We start from the raw sequence: 23,926 nt of genomic DNA, 5'->3' as shown, positions 1-23,926 counted from the left end.
GAAATAAACTTGAGAGCTGGTGCTGATAGGCAGACTCGAACTGCCGACCTCATCCTTACCAAGGATGCGCTCTACCACCTGAGCTATATCAGCACTCAAATTAGAGTGGAGCGGGCAGCGGGAATCGAACCCGCATCATCAGCTTGGAAGGCTGAGGTAATAGCCATTATACGATGCCCGCAACACGTAACTCTGAGAGCTATTTCCTAAAGAATATGGTGGAGGGGGACGGATTCGAACCATCGAAGGCAGTGCCGGCAGATTTACAGTCTGCTCCCTTTGGCCACTCGGGAACCCCTCCAAATTTTCAAGCCATTCAGACTACTAAAGGAAAGAATGGTGCCGACTACCGGAATCGAACTGGTGACCTACTGATTACAAGTCAGTTGCTCTACCTACTGAGCTAAGTCGGCATAAGTGGTGCGCATTCTATTGAATGATTTTCGAGGTTGCAATAGTAATTTTAAAAAAAATCATAAAATTCGATTTTTTAGATTCGTTTGCTGCAAATTCGTACAAACTTGGCTTTTTTAAAGTAAACTTCGACCTTTGTCGTTTGCTTTGAAGTTAGCTTGATGTATGTTCTTGCTTCTACTAAACCAAGGATAAAAGAGACCCATGAGTCCATTTTTGTCATTTGACCGTGCAAACTGGGCCGAGTTAAGAAACTCTGTACCGATGACACTTTCTGAAGACGACTTGACTGCGCTTCAGGGCATTAATGAAAACCTAACCATGGAGGAAGCGGTAGAAATCTACCTTCCTTTGTCTCGTCTTTTGAATCTGTATGTCCAAGCGCGTCAAAGCCGCAACTCTGTATTACAACAATTCTTGAATACGGAAGAACATGCCCCTCCTTTTGTGATTGGTATCGCCGGCAGTGTCGCTGTAGGCAAAAGTACGACAGCTCGTATTCTGACCGCATTGCTTTCTCGTTGGGAGAATCATCCCAAAGTGTCCTTGGTCACTACAGATGGCTTTCTATATCCTAAAAAGGTACTAGAAGAACGCGGTATCATGCATCGTAAAGGGTTTCCTGAGTCCTATGATATCAAGCGTTTAGTCGAGTTCATGTCTGACGTAAAGGCGGGAAAACCCGATCTTGAAGTACCCATCTATTCTCACATCACGTATGACATTACTGATGAACTAAGAAAAGTGGATAGACCGGATGTTCTTATCATTGAAGGTTTAAACGTTCTACAAAGTGGAATGGATTATCCGCATGATCCACATCGCGTCTTTGTCTCTGATTTTTTGGATTTTTCGATCTATGTCGATGCTGAAACAGAGACAATTGAACAGTGGTATGTGGAACGATTTTTAAAGTTTCGCCAAGGGGCTTTTACTAAACCCGGTTCTTATTTTAGTCACTACACGCAACTGTCAGTCGATGAAGCAAAGCAAAAAGCGAAACAAATTTGGCATGATATTAATGGGCTCAACTTGGAGCTGAATATTCTTCCCACCCGAGAAAGAGCCCATTTGATTCTACACAAAGGCGTCAACCACTTGGTTGATAAGGTGTCTTTACGAAAGTAATTGAACGTCAATCGCTTTTACGCAACGAGATTTCGCCACCAATGTAAGTCTCTAGCCCTTGCGAGGTTTCGAGTAATATCCCGCCTTGATGATCGATGCCGCGTACGACGCCGTGCACCTCTCTAGGTCCGATGAGCAGCTTGACTTGACGATTGAGAAAGTTATCTAATCGATTCCAACGTTCGACAAAGCTGGTAAGCCCTTTCAGTTCATACTCGATAAGTGCGGAATTCCAATGCTTGATAAGCGTCGTCGCTAGGACATTTCTATCGATCACGAGACTCTCGTTTACCTGATTCAATGTTGTCCATGGTTGATCAATCTCAGGTTGCTCATCAGGCATTCCAATATTGAGCCCCATCCCAATCACAAGATGAGCAGCACCACCGGCCTGCCCTGACATCTCCACTAAGATTCCTGCCAGTTTTTTATCTTGATAATACAGGTCATTTGGCCACTTGAGTTTAACGCCTTGTATGCCCATTTCTTCTAGTGCTTCCACTGCGGCAATACCAATAACAAGGCTTAAGCCCATTGCCGCGGCCATTCCCGCATCTAATCGCCAGTACATGGATAGGTATAAGTTAGAGCCAAATGGAGAGATCCATTGTCTACCGCGGCGACCACGTCCTTGTGCTTGATACTCAGCTATACAAACACGGCCCTTTTCTGACTCTGCAACTCTATCAAGCAAATACTGGTTGGTTGAGTTAATCACAGGAACAAGCTCAACAAGTGACTCCGCACTAGCAGTAAGGAGAGCTTCATCTAGCAACTGCAATGGTGATGCCAACTGGTAACCGCGCCCTTGCACTCGATAAATATCAATGCCCCACTCACTAAGACCTTTAATATGCTTAGCTATTGCCGCTCTGGATACATTCAGGGCTTCGCCCAGCGCCTCTCCAGAATGAAACTCGCCGTTACTTAATGACTTTAAGATATGAAGTTTCGTAGAGTGATCTTTTCTCATCTTAACGCCTCGATCTGAGCCAGGTTGGTTTCCCCGGTACGGTTCAGAAATCGAACTTCATGCTCAAGTTCTATTTGGTATTTATCCCACACTGCCTGCTTCACTAGGGAAGCAAGTGCGACAACATCATCGGCACTGCAGTTGTCCATGTTGGTCAAAACCAAGGCTTGCATAGGGTTGACCTGTGCACCATGCACAGACTTCCCCTTTAATCCGCACTGATCAATCAGCCAACCAGCCGCGACTTTCATTCCGCCAGGAGTTGGATAGGCCACGATATTAGTATGTTGCTTCATGAGCCGATCATAATGATCTTGAGTGATCACTGGGTTTTTAAAGAAACTTCCTGCGTTACCTACCTTGACTGGATCCGGCAGTTTCTCCGTTCGCACTTGGCAAACTCGCTCGAAGATTGTTGCTGGGCTAAGTTGTTCTTCCGGAATATCTTTTAAAGGACCATATTGATTAACCGGTTGCCATTGCTTAGCCAACTTAAGCCCTAGTGCGGTAATAAAGCACTTTTCATGCAAAGCGTGTTTAAAAATGGAGTCTCGGTAGCCAAAGTCACAGTCTCTGGCGCTCATTCTTCTATGTTCAAATGTAGTTAGATCAAGAACATCCACGTAATCACAAATGTCTTTTAGTTCTAGCCCATAGGCTCCAATGTTTTGAATAGGAGCCGAGCCTGCACAGCCAGGGATCAGGGCTAGGTTTTCTAACCCACCAATTCCCTGACTCACACACCAGGAAACCAACTCAGGCCAGTCTTCACCACCTGCAACATGCAATAGGTATTGGTCATCCGTTTCCGTCACATCTTTACCCATGATTCGATTAACGATCACTAACCCGTCAAAATGCTCAGTGAAAAGAACATTACTTCCTTTACCTAAAAAAAGTTTCGGTAAATGGGTGAATCTCGGGTCTTGAAATAGTTGGATAACCTCCTCGAGCGACTCGATGGTCGCTAAATAGGAACACGACTGTTCAATCCCAAAAGTATGGTAAGCCTTAAGGCTTGCATTTGTTTTAATTTGCATAGTAGGTTTGCAACGTCAGATAAGATTCTCTTAAACTGTCGACATTCTACATTAGTTATCTTTTAACCGCAGTGACAATACCTGACTCATTAATCATAGAAGTGTTAAATCCTATCAAGCTGCCTCTCATTAAGAGGTTGTACAAAGCGCATTACCCTTCGGGTCGAGCCAAAAAGGATGAACTGATCATTACAGCTAGCCATAAAGGTGAAATTGTTGCGTTACTACGCTTAAAAACCGTAGATAGATCTCGGTTGCTGACGGGAATGCTGGTCATTCCGACACTTAGGGGAACTGGCATTGGAAAAGAACTACTAACTCATTGTAAAAACAATGTTTTCATTGATGGCGATTATTGCTTCTCGTTTACACATCTCGAATCCTATTATTCCAAGCATGGATTCAAAACCATTGATTGCTCTGAGCTACCACACCCGCTAAAAATGGCATTTCAACGCTATGTAGATAGCGGTAAAGATCTCATTCCAATGCAATTCATCTCTTCAACGACATCAAAACGCGCGCTTTTGTAGCCAGGTAAATCATATCTTTGATAAAATGGCAGGTTCGCAATATTGCACTAAACTAAGGTACTCATACCGATATGATAGTAAGTAGGAATCCATTCGAACAGTTGCCAAGTCTCGCTGTCAATCCGGAAGACTTTGATGTTCTGTATTCAGCAGAATCATTCAGGACTCGTCTTTTGGATGCAATCAGCAAAGCAACGTCGCGAATTTACCTAGTCGCTCTATATCTGGAAGATGATGAAGCTGGACGTGAAATTCTCACTGCGCTTTATGAAGCGAAACAGCGCAATCCTGGGTTGGACATCAATATCTGTGTCGACTGGCATCGAGCGCAGCGTGGCCTGATTGGTGCGGAAACATCTGAGGGTAATTCTGCGCTTTACAAAGCGTATGCCAATAAGTACCAACATCCGATCCCTGTCTATGGCATACCTGTGCGTGGCAGAGAGGTTTTTGGGGTACTGCATTTAAAAGGCTTCATTGTCGATGATACTGTAATCTACAGTGGGGCAAGCTTAAATAACGTTTATCTGCACTATCACGAACGCTATCGCTTTGATCGTTACCATGTGATTCGACATGAGTCTTTAGCTAATTCAATGGTGCAATTCATTCAGGAAGAGATGATTGCTCACCCAGCTGTCAATGATCTTGCTGGAAAAGATAAGCCAGAAACCAAAGAAATTAAGTCGGCGATTCGTCAACTGAGAGCTTCACTTGCTCAAGCTAATTATCAGTTTGAAGACCAACCTGCAACAGAGGAAAGTGTAAAAATCACCCCGCTAGTTGGTCTAGGCAAACGCCGCAATCTGCTCAATCAACAGATTGTAAAGTTACTAGCGGCCGCCCAAAACGAAATCTTTATCTGTACGCCTTACTTTAACTTCCCTAAAGCGCTGCATCGTGAAGTGAAGCGAGCCATGAAACGCGGTGTGAAAGTAACTATTGTTGTGGGCGACAAGACAGCAAACGACTTTTATATTGCTCCTGAGGAAGACTTTAAAACCATTGGCGGGCTTCCATATCTGTATGAAGTAAACCTACGCCGCTTTGCGAAAGCAAATGAAGCGAATATCGCTGCGCGTAAACTGTCAATTCACCTCTGGAAGCATGACAATAATAGCTTCCATCTCAAAGGCATTTGGGTTGATAAACGCTATATGCTACTGACGGGGAATAACTTAAATCCTCGGGCTTGGTCACTTGATCTAGAAAATGGGCTACTCATCCAAGACAATTATGCGAAGCTCACTGAGAAGTTCGAAGATGAAGTTTCGCGTATCCTTGAGCATACCCATCTTATCTGTACTTATAAACAGCTAGAAAAAGTGGAAGATTATCCGATAGGGGTGCAGCGGTTAGTAAGAAAAATAACCCGCCTAAAAGCAGATGGGGTTTTAAAACGCATCTTATAAGCATAGTTAGCTTCAAAGCTCAGCATTTTCCTGCTGGGCTTTTTTATTATTCCTGGATCCAACAGCTTAATACTCTATTAGACCTCTATATTAGTAGACTTCAGTAAAATAAGCTTGCGAGACGCAACTTAACCCCAAACGCAACAACCTAGAATCTAGAAAGGCAATACATGAGTTAGTGGCTAGGTGCTTAATAACTCAGTCTTCCGATCTTACTCTTTCTTACACTACGCTAGTGAATAAGCTCTCTAACACGTAATAAAAGGGAGCTTTAATGAGTCAGCACAGGGACTCAAAACTAGCGCTCGAGACTGGGATCCTGTTCAGCAGAAACCACACAGAAAGAACTGCGCAACACCTCACTCATGACAGGGCTTAGAAAGCATAGCGAAGAGAGGAGCCTGCCTCTCGATGCAAGGTTTCAATATGGAAATGAGGTTAAGGTAAGTCGGGTAACCAAAACGGAAAAAGCCCCAGTCTTTCGACTGAGGCTTAATATAAATGGCGGAGTGGACGGGACTCGAACCCGCGACCCCCGGCGTGACAGGCCGGTATTCTAACCAACTGAACTACCACTCCGCAGTGGTATCACTCGCTTGTAATCAGCAAGTGTCCAAAATTTAAAGCCTGGCGATGTCCTACTCTCACATGGGGAAGCCCCACACTACCATCGGCGCTATTTCGTTTCACTTCTGAGTTCGGCATGGAAGTCAGGTGGGTCCAAAACGCTATGGTCGCCAAGCAAATTCTTTAATTCGGAAAGCTGTTTTTTTAATTCTCGTTCTTACACATTCAACGTTCTTTCATTGAGTCCATCAAAACCCCTTGGGTGTTGTATGGTTAAGCCTCACGGGCAATTAGTACAGGTTAGCTCAACGCCTCACAACGCTTACACACCCTGCCTATCAACGTCGTAGTCTACGACAACCCTTTAGGATACTTAAAGTATCAGGGAGAACTCATCTCAAGGCTCGCTTCCCGCTTAGATGCTTTCAGCGGTTATCGATCCCGAACTTAGCTACCGGGCAATGCGTCTGGCGACACAACCCGAACACCAGAGGTTCGTCCACTCCGGTCCTCTCGTACTAGGAGCAGCCCCTTTCAATTCTCCAACGCCCACGGCAGATAGGGACCGAACTGTCTCACGACGTTCTAAACCCAGCTCGCGTACCACTTTAAATGGCGAACAGCCATACCCTTGGGACCGACTTCAGCCCCAGGATGTGATGAGCCGACATCGAGGTGCCAAACACCGCCGTCGATATGAACTCTTGGGCGGTATCAGCCTGTTATCCCCGGAGTACCTTTTATCCGTTGAGCGATGGCCCTTCCATTCAGAACCACCGGATCACTATGACCTGCTTTCGCACCTGCTCGAATTGTCATTCTCGCAGTCAAGCGGGCTTATGCCATTGCACTAACCTCACGATGTCCAACCGTGATTAGCCCACCTTCGTGCTCCTCCGTTACGCTTTGGGAGGAGACCGCCCCAGTCAAACTACCCACCAGGCACTGTCCGCAACCCCGATAAGGGGTCGACGTTAGAACATCAACACTACAAGGGTGGTATTTCAAGGACGGCTCCACGCAATCTAGCGACTGCGCTTCAAAGCCTCCCACCTATCCTACACATGTAGGGTCAATGTTCAGTGCCAAGCTGTAGTAAAGGTTCACGGGGTCTTTCCGTCTAGCCGCGGGTACACTGCATCTTCACAGCGATTTCAATTTCACTGAGTCTCGGGTGGAGACAGCGTGGCCATCATTACGCCATTCGTGCAGGTCGGAACTTACCCGACAAGGAATTTCGCTACCTTAGGACCGTTATAGTTACGGCCGCCGTTTACCGGGGCTTCGATCAAGAGCTTCGACCGAAGTCTAACCCCATCAATTAACCTTCCGGCACCGGGCAGGCGTCACACCGTATACGTCATCTTGCGATTTTGCACAGTGCTGTGTTTTTAATAAACAGTTGCAGCCACCTGGTATCTGCGACTCTCAATAGCTCCATCCGCGAGGGACTTCACCGTCGAGAGCGTACCTTCTCCCGAAGTTACGGTACCATTTTGCCTAGTTCCTTCACCCGAGTTCTCTCAAGCGCCTTGGTATTCTCTACCCGACCACCTGTGTCGGTTTGGGGTACGATTCCTTACAATCTGAAGCTTAGAGGCTTTTCCTGGAAGCATGGCATCAATGACTTCACATCCGTAGATGCTCGACGTCGTGTCTCAGCCTTAAGAAGAGCCGGATTTACCTAACTCTTCAGCCTACGCACTTGAACCTGGACAACCGTCGCCAGGCCCACCTAGCCTTCTCCGTCCCCCCATCGCAATTGTAAGAAGTACGGGAATATTAACCCGTTTCCCATCGACTACGCCTTTCGGCCTCGCCTTAGGGGTCGACTTACCCTGCCCCGATTAACGTTGGACAGGAACCCTTGGTCTTCCGGCGAGGAGGTTTTTCACCCCCTTTATCGTTACTCATGTCAGCATTCGCACTTCTGATACGTCCAGCATGCGTTACCACACACCTTCAACCGCTTACAGAACGCTCCCCTACCCAATGCACAAAGTGCATTGCCGCAGCTTCGGTTTACTACTTAGCCCCGTTACATCTTCCGCGCAGGCCGACTCGACCAGTGAGCTATTACGCTTTCTTTAAATGATGGCTGCTTCTAAGCCAACATCCTGGCTGTCTGAGCCTTCCCACATCGTTTCCCACTTAGTAGTAATTTGGGACCTTAGCTGGCGGTCTGGGTTGTTTCCCTCTCCACGACGGACGTTAGCACCCGCCGTGTGTCTCCCGGATAGTACTTACTGGTATTCGGAGTTTGCAAAGGGTTGGTAAGTCGGGATGACCCCCTAGCCTTAACAGTGCTCTACCCCCAGTAGTATTCGTCCGAGGCGCTACCTAAATAGCTTTCGGGGAGAACCAGCTATCTCCAGGTTTGATTGGCCTTTCACCCCTAGCCACAAGTCATCCGCTAATTTTTCAACATTAGTCGGTTCGGTCCTCCAGTTGATGTTACTCAACCTTCAACCTGCCCATGGCTAGATCACCTGGTTTCGGGTCTATATCCAGAGACTGAACGCCCAGTTAAGACTCGGTTTCCCTACGGCTCCCCTAGATGGTTAACCTTGCCACTGAATATAAGTCGCTGACCCATTATACAAAAGGTACGCAGTCACAGGACAAAGCCTGCTCCTACTGCTTGTACGTACACGGTTTCAGGTTCTATTTCACTCCCCTCACAGGGGTTCTTTTCGCCTTTCCCTCACGGTACTGGTTCACTATCGGTCAGTCAGTAGTATTTAGCCTTGGAGGATGGTCCCCCCATATTCAGACAGGATATCACGTGTCCCGCCCTACTCGATTTCACTGAATATGCGTCGTCAGTTACGGGGCTATCACCCTGTATCGCCAAGCTTTCCAGCTTGTTCACCTGACGCCTATAAAGCTTAAGGGCTAGTCCAATTTCGCTCGCCGCTACTTTCGGAATCTCGGTTGATTTCTTTTCCTCGGGGTACTTAGATGTTTCAGTTCCCCCGGTTCGCCTCGTTATGCTATGTATTCACATAACGATACTTACTTATGTAAGTGGGTTTCCCCATTCGGAAATCCCAGACTCAAGTGGTTTTTACTACCTAATCTGGGCTTATCGCAAGTTAATACGTCCTTCATCGCCTCTGACTGCCAAGGCATCCACCGTGTACGCTTAGTCACTTAACCATACAACCCGAAGGAGTTTCGAGTTGATAATCAAATCACCAAAGTTGTCTCTCATTATTTGAATGAGCGAGAGACATTCGATTTTGCCGGACTCAAATTCCAAGAACACTTGAATGTGTTTTTAGTTGTATTCCATAAGGAATACTTTGAGAACTTTACAAACAACAATAAATTGTTGTTTTGTCAGCTTTCCAAATTGTTAAAGAGCTATGTTTCTTCACAAGGAAGTTACATTTTCTAAAGACTTTCAGAGTCAAAAATGCCAACCAGTATCAATTGCTTGTTCTGGTTTGGACGTTTTATTCCAAAAATACTTAGAGAATGGTGGGCGATACCGGGCTCGAACCAGTGACCCCCTGCTTGTAAGGCAGGTGCTCTCCCAACTGAGCTAATCGCCCACATTATTTTGATTTCCGTGGAAGGAAATGGTGGGTCGTGCAGGATTCGAACCTGCGACCAATTGATTAAAAGTCAACTGCTCTACCAACTGAGCTAACGACCCAATGGTATCCCGTAGGGGAGTCGAACCCCTGTTACCGCCGTGAAAGGGCGGTGTCCTAGGCCTCTAGACGAACGGGACACTAAGTTGAACATCTTGGGGGATGTTCTATCTCTTAAACTTCATAAACCGTATCAATCTGTGTGAACACTCATCGCAATAATCATCGTATAAGGAGGTGATCCAGCGCCAGGTTCCCCTAGCGCTACCTTGTTACGACTTCACCCCAGTCATGAACCACAAAGTGGTAAGCGTCCCCCCGAAGGTTAAACTACCTACTTCTTTTGCAGCCCACTCCCATGGTGTGACGGGCGGTGTGTACAAGGCCCGGGAACGTATTCACCGTGGCATTCTGATCCACGATTACTAGCGATTCCGACTTCATGGAGTCGAGTTGCAGACTCCAATCCGGACTACGACGCACTTTTTGGGATTCGCTCACTCTCGCAAGTTGGCCGCCCTCTGTATGCGCCATTGTAGCACGTGTGTAGCCCTACTCGTAAGGGCCATGATGACTTGACGTCGTCCCCACCTTCCTCCGGTTTATCACCGGCAGTCTCCCTGGAGTTCCCGACATTACTCGCTGGCAAACAAGGATAAGGGTTGCGCTCGTTGCGGGACTTAACCCAACATTTCACAACACGAGCTGACGACAGCCATGCAGCACCTGTCTCAGAGTTCCCGAAGGCACCAATCCATCTCTGGAAAGTTCTCTGGATGTCAAGAGTAGGTAAGGTTCTTCGCGTTGCATCGAATTAAACCACATGCTCCACCGCTTGTGCGGGCCCCCGTCAATTCATTTGAGTTTTAATCTTGCGACCGTACTCCCCAGGCGGTCTACTTAACGCGTTAGCTCCGAAAGCCACGGCTCAAGGCCACAACCTCCAAGTAGACATCGTTTACGGCGTGGACTACCAGGGTATCTAATCCTGTTTGCTCCCCACGCTTTCGCATCTGAGTGTCAGTATCTGTCCAGGGGGCCGCCTTCGCCACCGGTATTCCTTCAGATCTCTACGCATTTCACCGCTACACCTGAAATTCTACCCCCCTCTACAGTACTCTAGTCTGCCAGTTTCAAATGCTATTCCGAGGTTGAGCCCCGGGCTTTCACATCTGACTTAACAAACCACCTGCATGCGCTTTACGCCCAGTAATTCCGATTAACGCTCGCACCCTCCGTATTACCGCGGCTGCTGGCACGGAGTTAGCCGGTGCTTCTTCTGTCGCTAACGTCAAACGATGCCGCTATTAACGACAACGCCTTCCTCACGACTGAAAGTGCTTTACAACCCGAAGGCCTTCTTCACACACGCGGCATGGCTGCATCAGGCTTGCGCCCATTGTGCAATATTCCCCACTGCTGCCTCCCGTAGGAGTCTGGACCGTGTCTCAGTTCCAGTGTGGCTGATCATCCTCTCAGACCAGCTAGGGATCGTCGCCTTGGTGAGCCCTTACCTCACCAACTAGCTAATCCCACCTAGGCATATCCTGACGCGAGAGGCCCGAAGGTCCCCCTCTTTGGCCCGTAGGCATCATGCGGTATTAGCCATCGTTTCCAATGGTTATCCCCCACATCAGGGCAATTTCCTAGGCATTACTCACCCGTCCGCCGCTCGACGCCGTTATCGTTCCCCGAAGGTTCAGATAACTCGTTTCCGCTCGACTTGCATGTGTTAGGCCTGCCGCCAGCGTTCAATCTGAGCCATGATCAAACTCTTCAATTTAAGATTTTGTTCGGCTCAATGAATACTGAACATTACATAAGTAATGTTTGAATTGACTGTGCTGAATCCGAAGATTCAATGGTCACTTCGTATCATTGAAACCTAATTTGATACCGAGGTATCTAATTGGATTATCATCAACGAGTGCCCACACAGATTGATAGGTCTATATTGTTAAAGAGCTTGGCTTTCAGTGCCTTAGCACTTAAGCGAGGTGCGTATAATACGCTTTCCACTTTGAAAGTCAACATAAAACTCTAAAAAGATTAGAGCTTTATGGTGACTTGCTTAAATCTTAAGCAAGTGCAAAATAAAGCCTGGCGATGTCCTACTCTCACATGGGGAAACCCCACACTACCATCGGCGCTATTTCGTTTCACTTCTGAGTTCGGCATGGAAGTCAGGTGGGTCCAAAACGCTATGGTCGCCAAGCAAATTCTTTATCAATTTGCTCGCAAATTCAAACGCACTTTAGTGCGACCCTTTAGGGTGAGATTTGCTTGCAAATCGAATAATTCGGAAAGCTGTTTTTTTAATTCTCGTTCTTACACATTCAACGTTCTTTCATTGAGTCCATCAAAACCCCTTGGGTGTTGTATGGTTAAGCCTCACGGGCAATTAGTACAGGTTAGCTCAACGCCTCACAACGCTTACACACCCTGCCTATCAACGTCGTAGTCTACGACAACCCTTTAGGATACTTAAAGTATCAGGGAGAACTCATCTCAAGGCTCGCTTCCCGCTTAGATGCTTTCAGCGGTTATCGATCCCGAACTTAGCTACCGGGCAATGCGTCTGGCGACACAACCCGAACACCAGAGGTTCGTCCACTCCGGTCCTCTCGTACTAGGAGCAGCCCCTTTCAATTCTCCAACGCCCACGGCAGATAGGGACCGAACTGTCTCACGACGTTCTAAACCCAGCTCGCGTACCACTTTAAATGGCGAACAGCCATACCCTTGGGACCGACTTCAGCCCCAGGATGTGATGAGCCGACATCGAGGTGCCAAACACCGCCGTCGATATGAACTCTTGGGCGGTATCAGCCTGTTATCCCCGGAGTACCTTTTATCCGTTGAGCGATGGCCCTTCCATTCAGAACCACCGGATCACTATGACCTGCTTTCGCACCTGCTCGAATTGTCATTCTCGCAGTCAAGCGGGCTTATGCCATTGCACTAACCTCACGATGTCCAACCGTGATTAGCCCACCTTCGTGCTCCTCCGTTACGCTTTGGGAGGAGACCGCCCCAGTCAAACTACCCACCAGGCACTGTCCGCAACCCCGATAAGGGGTCGACGTTAGAACATCAACACTACAAGGGTGGTATTTCAAGGACGGCTCCACGCAATCTAGCGACTGCGCTTCAAAGCCTCCCACCTATCCTACACATGTAGGGTCAATGTTCAGTGCCAAGCTGTAGTAAAGGTTCACGGGGTCTTTCCGTCTAGCCGCGGGTACACTGCATCTTCACAGCGATTTCAATTTCACTGAGTCTCGGGTGGAGACAGCGTGGCCATCATTACGCCATTCGTGCAGGTCGGAACTTACCCGACAAGGAATTTCGCTACCTTAGGACCGTTATAGTTACGGCCGCCGTTTACCGGGGCTTCGATCAAGAGCTTCGACCGAAGTCTAACCCCATCAATTAACCTTCCGGCACCGGGCAGGCGTCACACCGTATACGTCATCTTGCGATTTTGCACAGTGCTGTGTTTTTAATAAACAGTTGCAGCCACCTGGTATCTGCGACTCTCAATAGCTCCATCCGCGAGGGACTTCACCGTCGAGAGCGTACCTTCTCCCGAAGTTACGGTACCATTTTGCCTAGTTCCTTCACCCGAGTTCTCTCAAGCGCCTTGGTATTCTCTACCCGACCACCTGTGTCGGTTTGGGGTACGATTCCTTACAATCTGAAGCTTAGAGGCTTTTCCTGGAAGCATGGCATCAATGACTTCACTACCGTAGTAGCTCGACGTCGTGTCTCAGCCTTAAGAGAAACCGGATTTACCTAATTTCTCAGCCTACGCACTTGAACCTGGACAACCGTCGCCAGGCCCACCTAGCCTTCTCCGTCCCCCCATCGCAATTGTAAGAAGTACGGGAATATTAACCCGTTTCCCATCGACTACGCCTTTCGGCCTCGCCTTAGGGGTCGACTTACCCTGCCCCGATTAACGTTGGACAGGAACCCTTGGTCTTCCGGCGAGGAGGTTTTTCACCCCCTTTATCGTTACTCATGTCAGCATTCGCACTTCTGATACGTCCAGCATGCGTTACCACACACCTTCAACCGCTTACAGAACGCTCCCCTACCCAATGCACAAAAGTGCATTGCCGCAGCTTCGGTTTACTACTTAGCCCCGTTACATCTTCCGCGCAGGCCGACTCGACCAGTGAGCTATTACGCTTTCTTTAAATGATGGCTGCTTCTAAGCCAACATCCTGGCTGTCTGAGCCTTCCCACATCGTTTCCCACTTAGTAGTAATTTGGGACCTTAGCTGGCGGTCTGGGTTGTTTCCCTCTCCACGACGGACGTTAGCACCCGCCGTGTGTCTCCCGGATAGTACTTACTGGTATTCGGAGTTTGCAAAGGGTTGGTAAGTCGGGATGACCCCCTAGCCTTAACAGTGCTCTACCCCCAGTAGTATTCGTCCGAGGCGCTACCTAAATAGCTTTCGGGGAGAACCAGCTATCTCCAGGTTTGATTGGCCTTTCACCCCTAGCCACAAGTCATCCGCTAATTTTTCAACATTAGTCGGTTCGGTCCTCCAGTTGATGTTACTCAACCTTCAACCTGCCCATGGCTAGATCACCTGGTTTCGGGTCTATATCCAGAGACTGAACGCCCAGTTAAGACTCGGTTTCCCTACGGCTCCCCTAGATGGTTAACCTTGCCACTGAATATAAGTCGCTGACCCATTATACAAAAGGTACGCAGTCACAGGACAAAAGCCTGCTCCTACTGCTTGTACGTACACGGTTTCAGGTTCTATTTCACTCCCCTCACAGGGGTTCTTTTCGCCTTTCCCTCACGGTACTGGTTCACTATCGGTCAGTCAGTAGTATTTAGCCTTGGAGGATGGTCCCCCCATATTCAGACAGGATATCACGTGTCCCGCCCTACTCGATTTCACTGAATATGCGTCGTCAGTTACGGGGCTATCACCCTGTATCGCCAAGCTTTCCAGCTTGTTCACCTGACGCCTATAAAGCTTAAGGGCTAGTCCAATTTCGCTCGCCGCTACTTTCGGAATCTCGGTTGATTTCTTTTCCTCGGGGTACTTAGATGTTTCAGTTCCCCCGGTTCGCCTCGTTATGCTATGTATTCACATAACGATACTTACTTATGTAAGTGGGTTTCCCCATTCGGAAATCCCAGACTCAAGTGGTTTTTACTACCTAATCTGGGCTTATCGCAAGTTAATACGTCCTTCATCGCCTCTGACTGCCAAGGCATCCACCGTGTACGCTTAGTCACTTAACCATACAACCCGAAGGAGTTTCGAGTTGATGTTCAAATCACCAAAGTTGTCTCTCATTATTTGAATGAGCGAGAGACATTCGATTTTGCCGGACTCATCTCTTTACCTTCATTTTTAGAAAAAATGAAAACAAAAAGCCAAGAACACTTGAATGTGTTTTTTGGTGTTTATCTTTCGATAAACATTGAGAACTTTACAAACAACAATAAATTGTTGTTTTGTCAGCTTTCCAAATTGTTAAAGAGCAATAATAGCTCGAAGCTTTCGCTTCAAAACCATCAATCTGTGTGAACACTCATCGCAATAATCATCGTTTAAGGAGGTGATCCAGCGCCAGGTTCCCCTAGCGCTACCTTGTTACGACTTCACCCCAGTCATGAACCACAAAGTGGTAAGCGTCCCCCCGAAGGTTAAACTACCTACTTCTTTTGCAGCCCACTCCCATGGTGTGACGGGCGGTGTGTACAAGGCCCGGGAACGTATTCACCGTGGCATTCTGATCCACGATTACTAGCGATTCCGACTTCATGGAGTCGAGTTGCAGACTCCAATCCGGACTACGACGCACTTTTTGGGATTCGCTCACTCTCGCAAGTTGGCCGCCCTCTGTATGCGCCATTGTAGCACGTGTGTAGCCCTACTCGTAAGGGCCATGATGACTTGACGTCGTCCCCACCTTCCTCCGGTTTATCACCGGCAGTCTCCCTGGAGTTCCCGACATTACTCGCTGGCAAACAAGGATAAGGGTTGCGCTCGTTGCGGGACTTAACCCAACATTTCACAACACGAGCTGACGACAGCCATGCAGCACCTGTCTCAGAGTTCCCGAAGGCACCAATCCATCTCTGGAAAGTTCTCTGGATGTCAAGAGTAGGTAAGGTTCTTCGCGTTGCATCGAATTAAACCACATGCTCCACCGCTTGTGCGGGCCCCCGTCAATTCATTTGAGTTTTAATCTTGCGACCGTACTCCCCAGGCGGTCTACTTAACGCGTTAGCTCCGAAAGCCACGGCTCAAGGCCACAACCTCCAAGTAGACATCGTTTACGGCGTGGACTACCAGGGTATCTAATCCTGTTTGCTCCCCACGCTTTCGCATCTGAGTGTCAGTATCTGTCCAGGGGGCCGCCTTCGCCACCGGTATTCCTTCAGATCTCTACGCATTTCACCGCTACACCTGAAATTCTACCCCCCTCTACAGTACTCTAGTCTGCCAGTTTCAAATGCTATTCCGAGGTTGAGCCCCGGGCTTTCACATCTGACTTAACAAACCACCTGCATGCGCTTTACGCCCAGTAATTCCGATTAACGCTCGCACCCTCCGTATTACCGCGGCTGCTGGCACGGAGTTAGCCGGTGCTTCTTCTGTCGCTAACGTCAAACAACGCCGCTATTAACGACGCCGCCTTCCTCACGACTGAAAGTGCTTTACAACCCGAAGGCCTTCTTCACACACGCGGCATGGCTGCATCAGGCTTGCGCCCATTGTGCAATATTCCCCACTGCTGCCTCCCGTAGGAGTCTGGACCGTGTCTCAGTTCCAGTGTGGCTGATCATCCTCTCAGACCAGCTAGGGATCGTTGCCTTGGTGAGCCCTTACCTCACCAACTAGCTAATCCCACCTAGGCATATCCTGACGCGAGAGGCCCGAAGGTCCCCCTCTTTGGCCCGTAGGCATCATGCGGTATTAGCCATCGTTTCCAATGGTTATCCCCCACATCAGGGCAATTTCCTAGGCATTACTCACCCGTCCGCCGCTCGACGCCGTTATCGTTCCCCGAAGGTTCAGATAACTCGTTTCCGCTCGACTTGCATGTGTTAGGCCTGCCGCCAGCGTTCAATCTGAGCCATGATCAAACTCTTCAATTTAAGATTTTGTCGGCTCAATGAATACTGAACATTACATAAAGTAATGTTTGAATTGACTGTGCTCTTATTGGTTTTCACTTTAGAAAAGTAAAACAAAACAGCTCAAGGCTGCTTCCCAATTCGAATGGTCACTTCGTTTCATTGAAACCTAATTTGAAACCGAAGTTTCTAATTGGATTATCATCAACGAGTGCCCACACAGATTGATAGGTTTATATTTTTAAAGAGCTTTTCTAACTTATCCAGCAACTTAGTTGCTCGTCGTTAGGGGTGCGTATCTTACTCCGCACCGTGAGAGAGTCAAGCATTTTTTCAAATTTCTTTTTCTCTCACTTCCGACTCGCTGTGTGACTTTCGTCTCACTCCGTGTCGGTGGATGCGCAGTATAGGGAGTTGAGAAATTAGTACAAGCGTTTTTTGCAAAAAAACTTTCAACAGGTCATTAGTTAGCCAAAAGCGTGATATTTGCATATTTCTTCGTCACATTTGAGACATATCACAGCAATTGGTTGGAAAAACACCAACCATATACGTAAGATTCATGTGTCTATTCTGTTAATGGACAATCGATCTCTTTATCACTATGTGTAGTAATTAAAATGACGTCTAAAAAAAATCTGATTTTATGTGCTGGGCTGGCCGTCGTTGGGGGAATCGTCTTCTCTCAAGTCACCATCCCACCAGCCTTGAGTTTTCTCATTGGTGTTATCGCTACTGCTTTTTTATTTTCATTTTCTAGCCAGACACCTTCTATTCAATCAACGGACTCGGATCCATCAACTAAAACTCTGTATGTCGGCAACCTTCCTTATAAGGCCAATGAGAGTCACGTTCGCGATTTGTTTGCTGAATATGGACAGGTCTATGCAGTACGCTTAATGAAAGATAAGCGCACTGGAAAAAGAAGAGGGTTTGGTTTTGTCGTGATGGCTGCGGCAGATGCCAAGCCAGCTATCGCTAAACTGAATGAAAAGGAATATATGGAGAGAACGCTAAAAGTGAGAATTGCGAACGATCCTAAACACCCGGATGGTGGTAAACCAGAACAGGATTAAAACCTAGCTTCTTTAAACAAATGTTCAGTGCATCTTCCTGCCAAGGAGTTGCACTGGCATAAATCGACTTACTTCCCTCTTCCGTATCCTCAATTTCATCACTTAATAGTAATGCTTTTACTCGACGTGCAATGGCTGCACCCGAATCAATTAAAGTAACGTCCCCACCCAAAGCTTGATGAATTTCCTCTTTGATTAAAGGGAAGTGAGTACAACCGAGTACCGCAACGTCTACTTTATCGCGAAGCGGAAGCAGGATTTTTGTCAGTTCGTCTAGAGAAACGCTGTTGCCTCGCAACTTCTCTTCGGCCATATCCACCAAGCGAGTTGATCCCAACAGCTCAACTGGTTTGCCTTGCGCAAAGTCTCGTATTAACTCGTGAGTATATTGGCGTGTTACTGTCGCCGGAGTGGCGATCAGCCCTACCCCTTTTGATGCCAAAAGCGATGCGGGTTTAATCGCAGGGACAACACCAACAACGGGAATCGATAGATTTTCACGTAAGGAAGGAAGCACTATGGTGCTTGCCGTATTACAAGCAATGACAACAATGTCGACTTGGTGTTCTTCGACTAATGAAGAGACCAGTTGGTTAACTCGTGAAATGAGTACCGCCTGATCGAGTTCACCATAAGGGTAAGCCTGATTATCGAATAAGTATAAGTAGTCAAGATGCGGCAATAGGCGATGTATCTCTTGGAATACAGAAAGACCACCAACACCGGAGTCAAAAACTAGGACTTTTTTCTTACTTGCTACTCGCACGAGCCTTACCTAAAGAACAGAAACGTTGCGATCATACTGCTTAGATTTGTTTTGGCAATGCTTTAGCATGGTATCTTTGATGGCTGAATCTATCTCCAGATTCTACATCTCGCTTCGTTAGCTCGATATGCCCTTGAAAAGACGGCGAAGACGTGACCAGTGTGTGAAATTCACCATTTTCCCCACAGGGATCAATTTGACTTGGTAATGACTCTATTAGGACTTTGTCATACCAGCGACCACACCACTCTGGAGGGAGAACACTTCCGTCGATGGTGATCAACATCGTTTGAATACCACGCTCTATGATTTCCATCGCTAGTTTGTCGCTGCTCTCCCCTAATAGCGGAAAGACGCACTCCCAGCCAGCAGGTTCAATATAGCTGCGTCGGTACTCGGCAATGCCATTGCAAAACATATCGCCAAATGCGACAGCTTCTATATTCAGACCACTACTTTGTAATGCATTAACGATGGTCGATTGATAAATGTCGTTACTCGGAAAGACTTCAGGCAGTTCGATAGTAATGAGCGGAAGCGCAAGTAAGTCTGCTTGCATTTGTACAACCTCAAGCGGAGTTGCTTGGAAAGGGACTTCTTTCCCTACGTAAGTCGTGTACAAACCGACAACTTGATAATTTGGATTCTCGTTAAGGCGCTCAAGCGTTAATGTCGAATCTTTGCCATTGGACCAACTGATCACCACTTGCTTAGGTTTCGTCATTCGATTTTCCATCACAAAAATATTAAAAACCGCCCGAAGGCGGTTTGTGTTCATTCACGATTAGAATTCGTAGCCAACGTTTAGATAGTACGCTCGCTCCGCGGCAGGGTAACCTTTTGCCATCTCATACTCTTCATCAAATAGATTATCGATACGAGCACTAATAGAGGTCGACTCATTCGGATAGTAAGTCACAGCCGTATCAACCAACGAGTAAGAAGAAAGCGTGATATCTTGTGAAGGCCAAGTGCTGTAATCCACATCTGGACGCTTACCTACGTACTGATAGCTAACCGACCAGTCCACTTTATCGAAGCTCACTAAAGCGTTCCACTTATACATTTCTTTAGCGCGGCGCTGCAACTGATGCCCTTTATCGTCTTCAGCATCTTTGTAATCCGCACTCAACTGGTGCTGCACAATCCCTGTATCAAACTCAGCAACAAGCTCCACACCTTGGATATGTGTTTCACCATCGACATTCAAATATTTATATGTGGTTGGATGGTAATCGATAAGATTCGTGATTTTATAGTCATAACCCGTTACGGACCAAAAAACGCCTTGGACATCACCGCTGAATGCTAGCTCCCAAGCATCTGACTCTTCCGGCTTAAGATCTTTCTCACCGTACGTTGGGTCATACTGTTGATATAGGTTTGGAGCCTTAAACGCAGTACCAAAAGAAGCTTTAACCCCAAACTCTGGCACAAATTGGTAACCAGCAGCTAAACTGTAAGTGAACTCACTACCGTATTCTTCGTTATCATCAAGGCGAGCACTGCCCTCAAGCATTGCTTTATCAATACTGGTGGTTGCCATACCAAACAGAGCGCCATTGGTACGATCAAACGTTTTATTCGCATTCTTGTCTTTATAAGACTCATTACGCCAATCAATACCACCAGCCAACGTCGTATTGTTGTTTAGCAAGTAACTGTTGGTCCACTGGACATTTTGCTGCTCAAGTTCATCTTCAGTACCTGAGTGTTTGCCTTTTGCTTGCTCATAGTTCCAAGACTTCTGTTTCTGTGCTGTTACTTGTAGTTCTGACATTACATTATCAGACTGATACTTACCGCCCAGAGTGGCAGAAAGGTCGTCTTTTTCTGCTTCGTAATAACCACGACTGCCGTAGCTGCTGTCATATTGATAAACATTTTCGTAAGCACGTAGGTTACCAAATACAGACCACTGATCATTGAAGTTATGCACGTAACCTAGCAGACCATTCTTTGTATCAAAGCCATGGCGATCGCCGTCATTAACTCCAGGTACAGGACGAACGTTATAACCATCATCACTTTCACTACCAAGCGCGATATTCAGCTGGCCGCTCTCTGTGACTTTAATGCCAGATGCCACACTCAATTCTTGGTAATCTAAGCTACCTAAACCCGCACTTAACTTCGTTCCTTCTTCGTCAGCACGCGCAATGGTGATGATATTGATCACGCCACCAATCGCTTCTGAGCCATAAAGTGACGCACGCGCACCACGCACGTACTCAATCCGTTGAACGTAAGTAAGTGGGATTTGGTTAAAGTCCACAGCGCCCTTCGCTGCTCGTGCAAAACGTACGCCATCAACCAGTACTAAAACTTGGTCGGAACTGGTTCCACGAACAAATAAAGACGCTAACTGACCACGGCCACCATTTTGTGAAACTTGAATCCCCGTAAGACGACGCAATACATCTGGTAGGGTTTTCGCTTGAATGCGATCGATGTCTTGTCGAGTAACCACTTCGACATCTGCCAACGTACGGCTTTCGGCTTGCTCAAAACGGTTTGCAGTCACAACGATGGTTTCGTCAGTAGAGGTTTCTTGGGCCTGTAGATAAGAGACAGGTGAAAGCAGCGATGCCAAAGTGATCGCCAGTGCGGATTTTCTCATTGTATTGTCCTAAATCGCGTAATTCCTTCCGAGCCCTGTCGTCATGACAGTCCAGTGCTGTGGCTCAGTTGCTGGCAGGTATTCGGACTCAAGAGCACGGGTGTACCGCCTACTTACTCGACTTCCCACATAAACTAATGCAGTGTCTGATGAGCGTTCGTTCTCTTTTACCGCTGCGCGTCAGTTCTGGATTCACACCAGATTCCCATTTCAGCCATCTAGATTGCTAGATAGCACCAGCTTGAGGCAAATATTATTCAGCTATTGATTATTTGTCCAGCCAATATTGCCCTTACAAGTTGTAACGTTTTGATTGATTTTGCTTTCTACTCTGTCTGTACGCACTATCTTTAAATCAATTCCAGTACAAAACTGGACATCCTATTGAGATTGAATAAAATCTGCGCTCTTAAATTGAATGCACCATAAAAGGTAAGATCATGGCTACTCTTGATGTAAACCCACAACGCTACCAAGAACAACTGGCTGAAAAAGTCGAACGTCTCACGGATATGTTCGCGCCATACAACATGCCAGAACTGGAAGTGTTTGAATCACCAGAGCAGCACTACCGCATGCGTGCTGAGTTCCGTGTTTGGCATGAAGGCGAAGATCTTTACTACATCATGTTCAACCAAGAAACTCGTGAAAAATACCGAGTTGACCAATTCCCTGCAGCAAGCCGTCTGATCAACGACCTGATGCCGCTATTGGTTGAAGCGATGAAAGACAACGACTCGCTACGTCGTAAACTGTTCCAGGTGGATTTCCTATCGACGCTAAGTGGTGAGATTCTGGTTTCACTCCTTTACCATCGCCAACTTGATGAAGAGTGGATTGAAAACGCGAAAGCCCTTAAACAGCGCTTAAATGATGAAGGCTTCAACCTAAACATCATTGGTCGTGCTCGTAAGATGAAGATTGTCCTAGACCGCGACTACGTGGTCGAGAAACTCGATGTAAATGGTCAGAGCTACATCTACCAACAAGTAGAGAACAGCTTCACTCAGCCGAACGGCAAAGTCGCAGAGAAGATGCTGGAATGGGCGGTCGACTGCACCCAAGAAAGCACTGGCGACCTACTAGAACTTTACTGTGGTAACGGTAACTTCTCGCTGGCCTTGGCACAGAATTTCGACCGCGTCCTGGCAACTGAGCTAGCAAAACCATCGGTTGTATCTGCACAGTACAACATCGCCGCCAATAAGATTGATAACGTACAAATCCTACGTCTATCAGCAGAGGAATTTACTCAAGCAATCGAAGGTAAACGTGAATTCCGTCGTCTACAAGATGCAGGCGTGGATCTGAAGAGCTACAACTGCAATACGATTTTTGTCGATCCACCACGTGCTGGGATGGATGTCGATACTTGTAAAATGGTGCAAGGTTACGAGCGCATCATGTACATCTCTTGTAACCCTGAGACTCTAAAAGAGAACTTGGACATTCTATGCGAAACACACAACGTGACGCGTTTTGCTCTGTTTGACCAATTCCCTTATACCCACCATATGGAAGCGGGCGTGCTATTGGAACGCAAAGCTTAACCCACCGCGTCAAATACAAAAAAGCGAGCTCAATGGCTCGCTTTTTTTAATTTGATTCGTTTTGCTTATTCCGCAGAAGTCTTCTTGCTGACAAAACCTAGCTTCTTACCAATCCATGCGAGTAAGATCATTGAAACCATGATCGCAAAGAAGTTTGAGCCTGCTTCTGGGTATTGCGCTTTGATAAACGCAGAGTGACCAAATGCACCCACGAAGAAACACGCCAGACCAACAAGTGGGATATCTTCTGATACTGGGTTGTTAAGATATTCTTGGTAAAGCGCCTGTACAGCTAGCACGAGTGCAATCAGAGGGAAGATGGAAAAAGACACTTCGCTCATGGTCAACCATGACAACAAAGCATCACCACACATACCTGCAACCAGTGCCAAAATCAGCGTTTTCTTTTCAGATTTATTTCCATTCGACATTATTCTATCCCGCCTTTTAATCGGTTACGTTCACGTTCTTTGCGATACCAATAGGCCCCTTTGGCTATCATTCGCAATTGCATGATCAATCGCTCGGCGAGTTCATCGCGCTCACGTCGATCTAAATCTAAAGCTTCAGCCCCCGAACTGAAAACCAAAGTCACAGACGCTTCTGCTTGAGTATACGCCTCTTCTCTGGTCACGCCGGTGCTCATTAAATACTCGGTTAATTCTGCCGCAAAATGCTGGATTTCTCGAGCAACTGCGGTACGAAATTCAGCAGAAGTGCCGGAGCGCTCACGCAACAACAAACGAAAGACGTTCGGACTACTTTCAATGAATTCCATAAAGGTTTCGACCGAGGTACGAATTACGCTACCTTCTTTCACAATACGTTGACGCGCCTGACGCATCAGTTGACGTAGTAGCAAACCGCCTTCATCGACCATAGTTAAGCCTAGCTCATCCATATCTTTGAAGTGGCGGTAAAAAGAAGTCGGTGCAATCCCTGCCTCTCGGGCGACTTCTCGCAAGCTAAGGCTGGAAAAGCTGCGATCCGCACTTAATTGACTAAATGCCGCATCGATCAATGATCGACGTGTCTTCTCTTTTTGCTGTGCGCGGATTCCCATCGATTTCATTCTTAACTTGCTCTTTTTCTGTAGGGTACAAGAGCCTCAATATAACGCAATTTGCTCCT

Annotated in this window: 12 protein-coding genes, 8 tRNA genes, 6 rRNA genes and 1 riboswitch; of the genes, 5 read left to right on the top strand and 21 right to left on the bottom strand. The window is 47.1% G+C overall.

All coding sequences use genetic code 11. From position 1 onward, the window contains the following. Positions 1–17: 17 nt before the first annotated feature. From ACZ5ZC_RS18005 to ACZ5ZC_RS17990, 4 genes are all read right to left on the bottom strand, one after another. A tRNA-Thr gene (locus ACZ5ZC_RS18005) sits at positions 18–93 on the bottom strand. A 13-nt stretch (positions 94–106) separates the two neighbouring features. After that, positions 107–181, bottom strand: a tRNA-Gly gene (locus ACZ5ZC_RS18000). 35 nt (positions 182–216) lie between these two features. Then, positions 217–301 (bottom strand) — tRNA-Tyr (locus ACZ5ZC_RS17995). Positions 302–337: 36 nt separating this feature from the next. After that, positions 338–413, bottom strand: a tRNA-Thr gene (locus ACZ5ZC_RS17990). 205 nt (positions 414–618) lie between these two features. On the opposite strand from ACZ5ZC_RS17990, the gene coaA reads away from it, so the two are divergent. Further along, positions 619–1,542 carry a type I pantothenate kinase gene (coaA, locus tag ACZ5ZC_RS17985; RefSeq protein WP_005398335.1) on the top strand — a complete coding sequence of 308 codons (924 nt, stop codon included), beginning with the start codon at positions 619–621 and terminating at the stop codon, positions 1,540–1,542. 7 nt (positions 1,543–1,549) lie between these two features. Here the strand turns inward: coaA and birA are convergent, their stop codons facing one another. Continuing rightward, positions 1,550–2,515, bottom strand: coding sequence for a bifunctional biotin--[acetyl-CoA-carboxylase] ligase/biotin operon repressor BirA (gene birA, locus ACZ5ZC_RS17980; protein WP_053809528.1), 966 nt, complete (start codon positions 2,513–2,515; stop codon positions 1,550–1,552). Continuing rightward, positions 2,512–3,555, bottom strand: coding sequence for a UDP-N-acetylmuramate dehydrogenase (murB, locus tag ACZ5ZC_RS17975; protein WP_464932170.1), 1,044 nt, complete (start codon positions 3,553–3,555; stop codon positions 2,512–2,514). Before murB ends, birA begins: the two co-directional genes overlap by 4 nt. A 101-nt stretch (positions 3,556–3,656) precedes the next feature. Here murB and ACZ5ZC_RS17970 point away from each other — a divergent pair, with 101 nt between their 5' ends. Both ACZ5ZC_RS17970 and pssA read left to right on the top strand, forming a co-directional pair. Further along, positions 3,657–4,088, top strand: a complete 432-nt coding sequence (locus tag ACZ5ZC_RS17970) for a GNAT family N-acetyltransferase (protein WP_054868475.1) — start codon at positions 3,657–3,659, stop codon at positions 4,086–4,088. 71 nt (positions 4,089–4,159) lie between these two features. After that, the gene (gene pssA, locus ACZ5ZC_RS17965) at positions 4,160–5,500 is read left to right on the top strand and encodes a CDP-diacylglycerol--serine O-phosphatidyltransferase (RefSeq protein ID WP_046874695.1); all 1,341 of its coding nucleotides are present in this window, start codon (positions 4,160–4,162) and stop codon (positions 5,498–5,500) included. 502 nt (positions 5,501–6,002) lie between these two features. Here the strand turns inward: pssA and ACZ5ZC_RS17960 are convergent. The 10 genes from ACZ5ZC_RS17960 to ACZ5ZC_RS17915 all read right to left on the bottom strand — a co-directional run bounded on the left by ACZ5ZC_RS17960 (position 6,003) and on the right by ACZ5ZC_RS17915 (position 16,804). Further along, a tRNA-Asp gene (locus ACZ5ZC_RS17960) sits at positions 6,003–6,079 on the bottom strand. Positions 6,080–6,125: 46 nt separating this feature from the next. Further along, positions 6,126–6,242: ribosomal RNA gene (rrf, locus tag ACZ5ZC_RS17955) — 5S ribosomal RNA — on the bottom strand. A 94-nt stretch (positions 6,243–6,336) separates the two neighbouring features. Beyond that, positions 6,337–9,226 (bottom strand): 23S ribosomal RNA (locus ACZ5ZC_RS17950). 322 nt (positions 9,227–9,548) lie between these two features. Further along, positions 9,549–9,624: transfer RNA gene (locus tag ACZ5ZC_RS17945), tRNA-Val, on the bottom strand. Between the two features lie 28 nt (positions 9,625–9,652). Beyond that, positions 9,653–9,728, bottom strand: a tRNA-Lys gene (locus ACZ5ZC_RS17940). 2 nt (positions 9,729–9,730) lie between these two features. Beyond that, a tRNA-Glu gene (locus ACZ5ZC_RS17935) sits at positions 9,731–9,806 on the bottom strand. 90 nt (positions 9,807–9,896) lie between these two features. Next, a 16S ribosomal RNA gene (locus ACZ5ZC_RS17930) occupies positions 9,897–11,449 on the bottom strand. Between the two features lie 315 nt (positions 11,450–11,764). After that, positions 11,765–11,881, bottom strand: a 5S ribosomal RNA gene (gene rrf / locus ACZ5ZC_RS17925). Positions 11,882–12,046: 165 nt separating this feature from the next. Then, positions 12,047–14,938, bottom strand: a 23S ribosomal RNA gene (locus tag ACZ5ZC_RS17920). 313 nt (positions 14,939–15,251) lie between these two features. Further along, positions 15,252–16,804: ribosomal RNA gene (locus ACZ5ZC_RS17915) — 16S ribosomal RNA — on the bottom strand. Together the 16S, 23S and 5S rRNA genes with 4 tRNA genes alongside form the textbook arrangement of a ribosomal RNA operon. 599 nt (positions 16,805–17,403) lie before the next feature. Between ACZ5ZC_RS17915 and ACZ5ZC_RS17910 the strand changes: the two genes are divergently transcribed. Then, the gene (locus tag ACZ5ZC_RS17910; RefSeq protein ID WP_031780357.1) at positions 17,404–17,859 is read left to right on the top strand and encodes an RNA-binding protein; all 456 of its coding nucleotides are present in this window, start codon (positions 17,404–17,406) and stop codon (positions 17,857–17,859) included. On the opposite strand, the gene murI is transcribed toward ACZ5ZC_RS17910, so the two are convergent. The 3 genes from murI to btuB are packed head-to-tail and all read right to left on the bottom strand — an operon-like array spanning position 17,822 to position 21,245. Continuing rightward, positions 17,822–18,625, bottom strand: coding sequence for a glutamate racemase (murI, locus tag ACZ5ZC_RS17905; RefSeq protein ID WP_046874611.1), 804 nt, complete (start codon positions 18,623–18,625; stop codon positions 17,822–17,824). The two genes, ACZ5ZC_RS17910 and murI, sit on opposite strands and share 38 nt — an antisense overlap. 40 nt (positions 18,626–18,665) lie before the next feature. After that, entirely contained in the window at positions 18,666–19,349 is a 684-nt protein-coding gene (locus ACZ5ZC_RS17900) for a Dph6-related ATP pyrophosphatase (protein WP_464932169.1), read from the bottom strand. 60 nt (positions 19,350–19,409) lie between these two features. Next, positions 19,410–21,245 carry a TonB-dependent vitamin B12 receptor gene (gene btuB / locus ACZ5ZC_RS17895; RefSeq protein WP_395204466.1) on the bottom strand — a complete coding sequence of 612 codons (1,836 nt, stop codon included), beginning with the start codon at positions 21,243–21,245 and terminating at the stop codon, positions 19,410–19,412. A 56-nt stretch (positions 21,246–21,301) separates the two neighbouring features. Next, positions 21,302–21,499: riboswitch (cobalamin riboswitch) on the bottom strand. A 186-nt stretch (positions 21,500–21,685) separates the two neighbouring features. Between btuB and trmA the strand changes: the two genes are divergently transcribed. Beyond that, on the top strand, positions 21,686–22,795 hold the full coding sequence (trmA, locus tag ACZ5ZC_RS17890; protein WP_054868136.1) for a tRNA (uridine(54)-C5)-methyltransferase TrmA: 1,110 nt from the start codon (positions 21,686–21,688) through the stop codon (positions 22,793–22,795). A gap of 65 nt (positions 22,796–22,860) precedes the next feature. Here trmA and ACZ5ZC_RS17885 read toward each other — a convergent pair whose 3' ends face one another. Together ACZ5ZC_RS17885 and fabR are read right to left on the bottom strand one after the other, a co-directional pair. Further along, positions 22,861–23,226, bottom strand: coding sequence for a YijD family membrane protein (locus tag ACZ5ZC_RS17885; protein ID WP_005378634.1), 366 nt, complete (start codon positions 23,224–23,226; stop codon positions 22,861–22,863). After that, positions 23,226–23,867 (bottom strand): HTH-type transcriptional repressor FabR, encoded by a 642-nt coding sequence (fabR, locus tag ACZ5ZC_RS17880; protein WP_005378632.1) that lies wholly within the window; start codon positions 23,865–23,867, stop codon positions 23,226–23,228. The genes ACZ5ZC_RS17885 and fabR overlap by 1 nt, the downstream gene beginning before the upstream one ends. Positions 23,868–23,926 lie beyond the last annotated feature (59 nt).

The sequence above is a fragment of the Vibrio sp. JCM 18905 genome (assembly GCF_055393305.1).
The sequence above is the reverse complement of the archived record's forward strand: the minus strand, read 5'-3'. Positions and strand labels throughout refer to the sequence as shown.

Coding starts and splice junctions, on each gene's coding strand:
- fabR (WP_005378632.1), bottom strand. CDS start 23,867: ATGAAATCGATGGGAATCCGCGCACAGCAAAAAGAGAAGACACGTCGA.
- ACZ5ZC_RS17910 (WP_031780357.1), top strand. CDS start 17,404: ATGACGTCTAAAAAAAATCTGATTTTATGTGCTGGGCTGGCCGTCGTT.
- ACZ5ZC_RS17885 (WP_005378634.1), bottom strand. CDS start 23,226: ATGTCGAATGGAAATAAATCTGAAAAGAAAACGCTGATTTTGGCACTG.
- ACZ5ZC_RS17900 (WP_464932169.1), bottom strand. CDS start 19,349: ATGACGAAACCTAAGCAAGTGGTGATCAGTTGGTCCAATGGCAAAGAT.
- murB (WP_464932170.1), bottom strand. CDS start 3,555: ATGCAAATTAAAACAAATGCAAGCCTTAAGGCTTACCATACTTTTGGG.
- btuB (WP_395204466.1), bottom strand. CDS start 21,245: ATGAGAAAATCCGCACTGGCGATCACTTTGGCATCGCTGCTTTCACCT.
- pssA (WP_046874695.1), top strand. CDS start 4,160: ATGATAGTAAGTAGGAATCCATTCGAACAGTTGCCAAGTCTCGCTGTC.
- coaA (WP_005398335.1), top strand. CDS start 619: ATGAGTCCATTTTTGTCATTTGACCGTGCAAACTGGGCCGAGTTAAGA.
- birA (WP_053809528.1), bottom strand. CDS start 2,515: ATGAGAAAAGATCACTCTACGAAACTTCATATCTTAAAGTCATTAAGT.
- trmA (WP_054868136.1), top strand. CDS start 21,686: ATGGCTACTCTTGATGTAAACCCACAACGCTACCAAGAACAACTGGCT.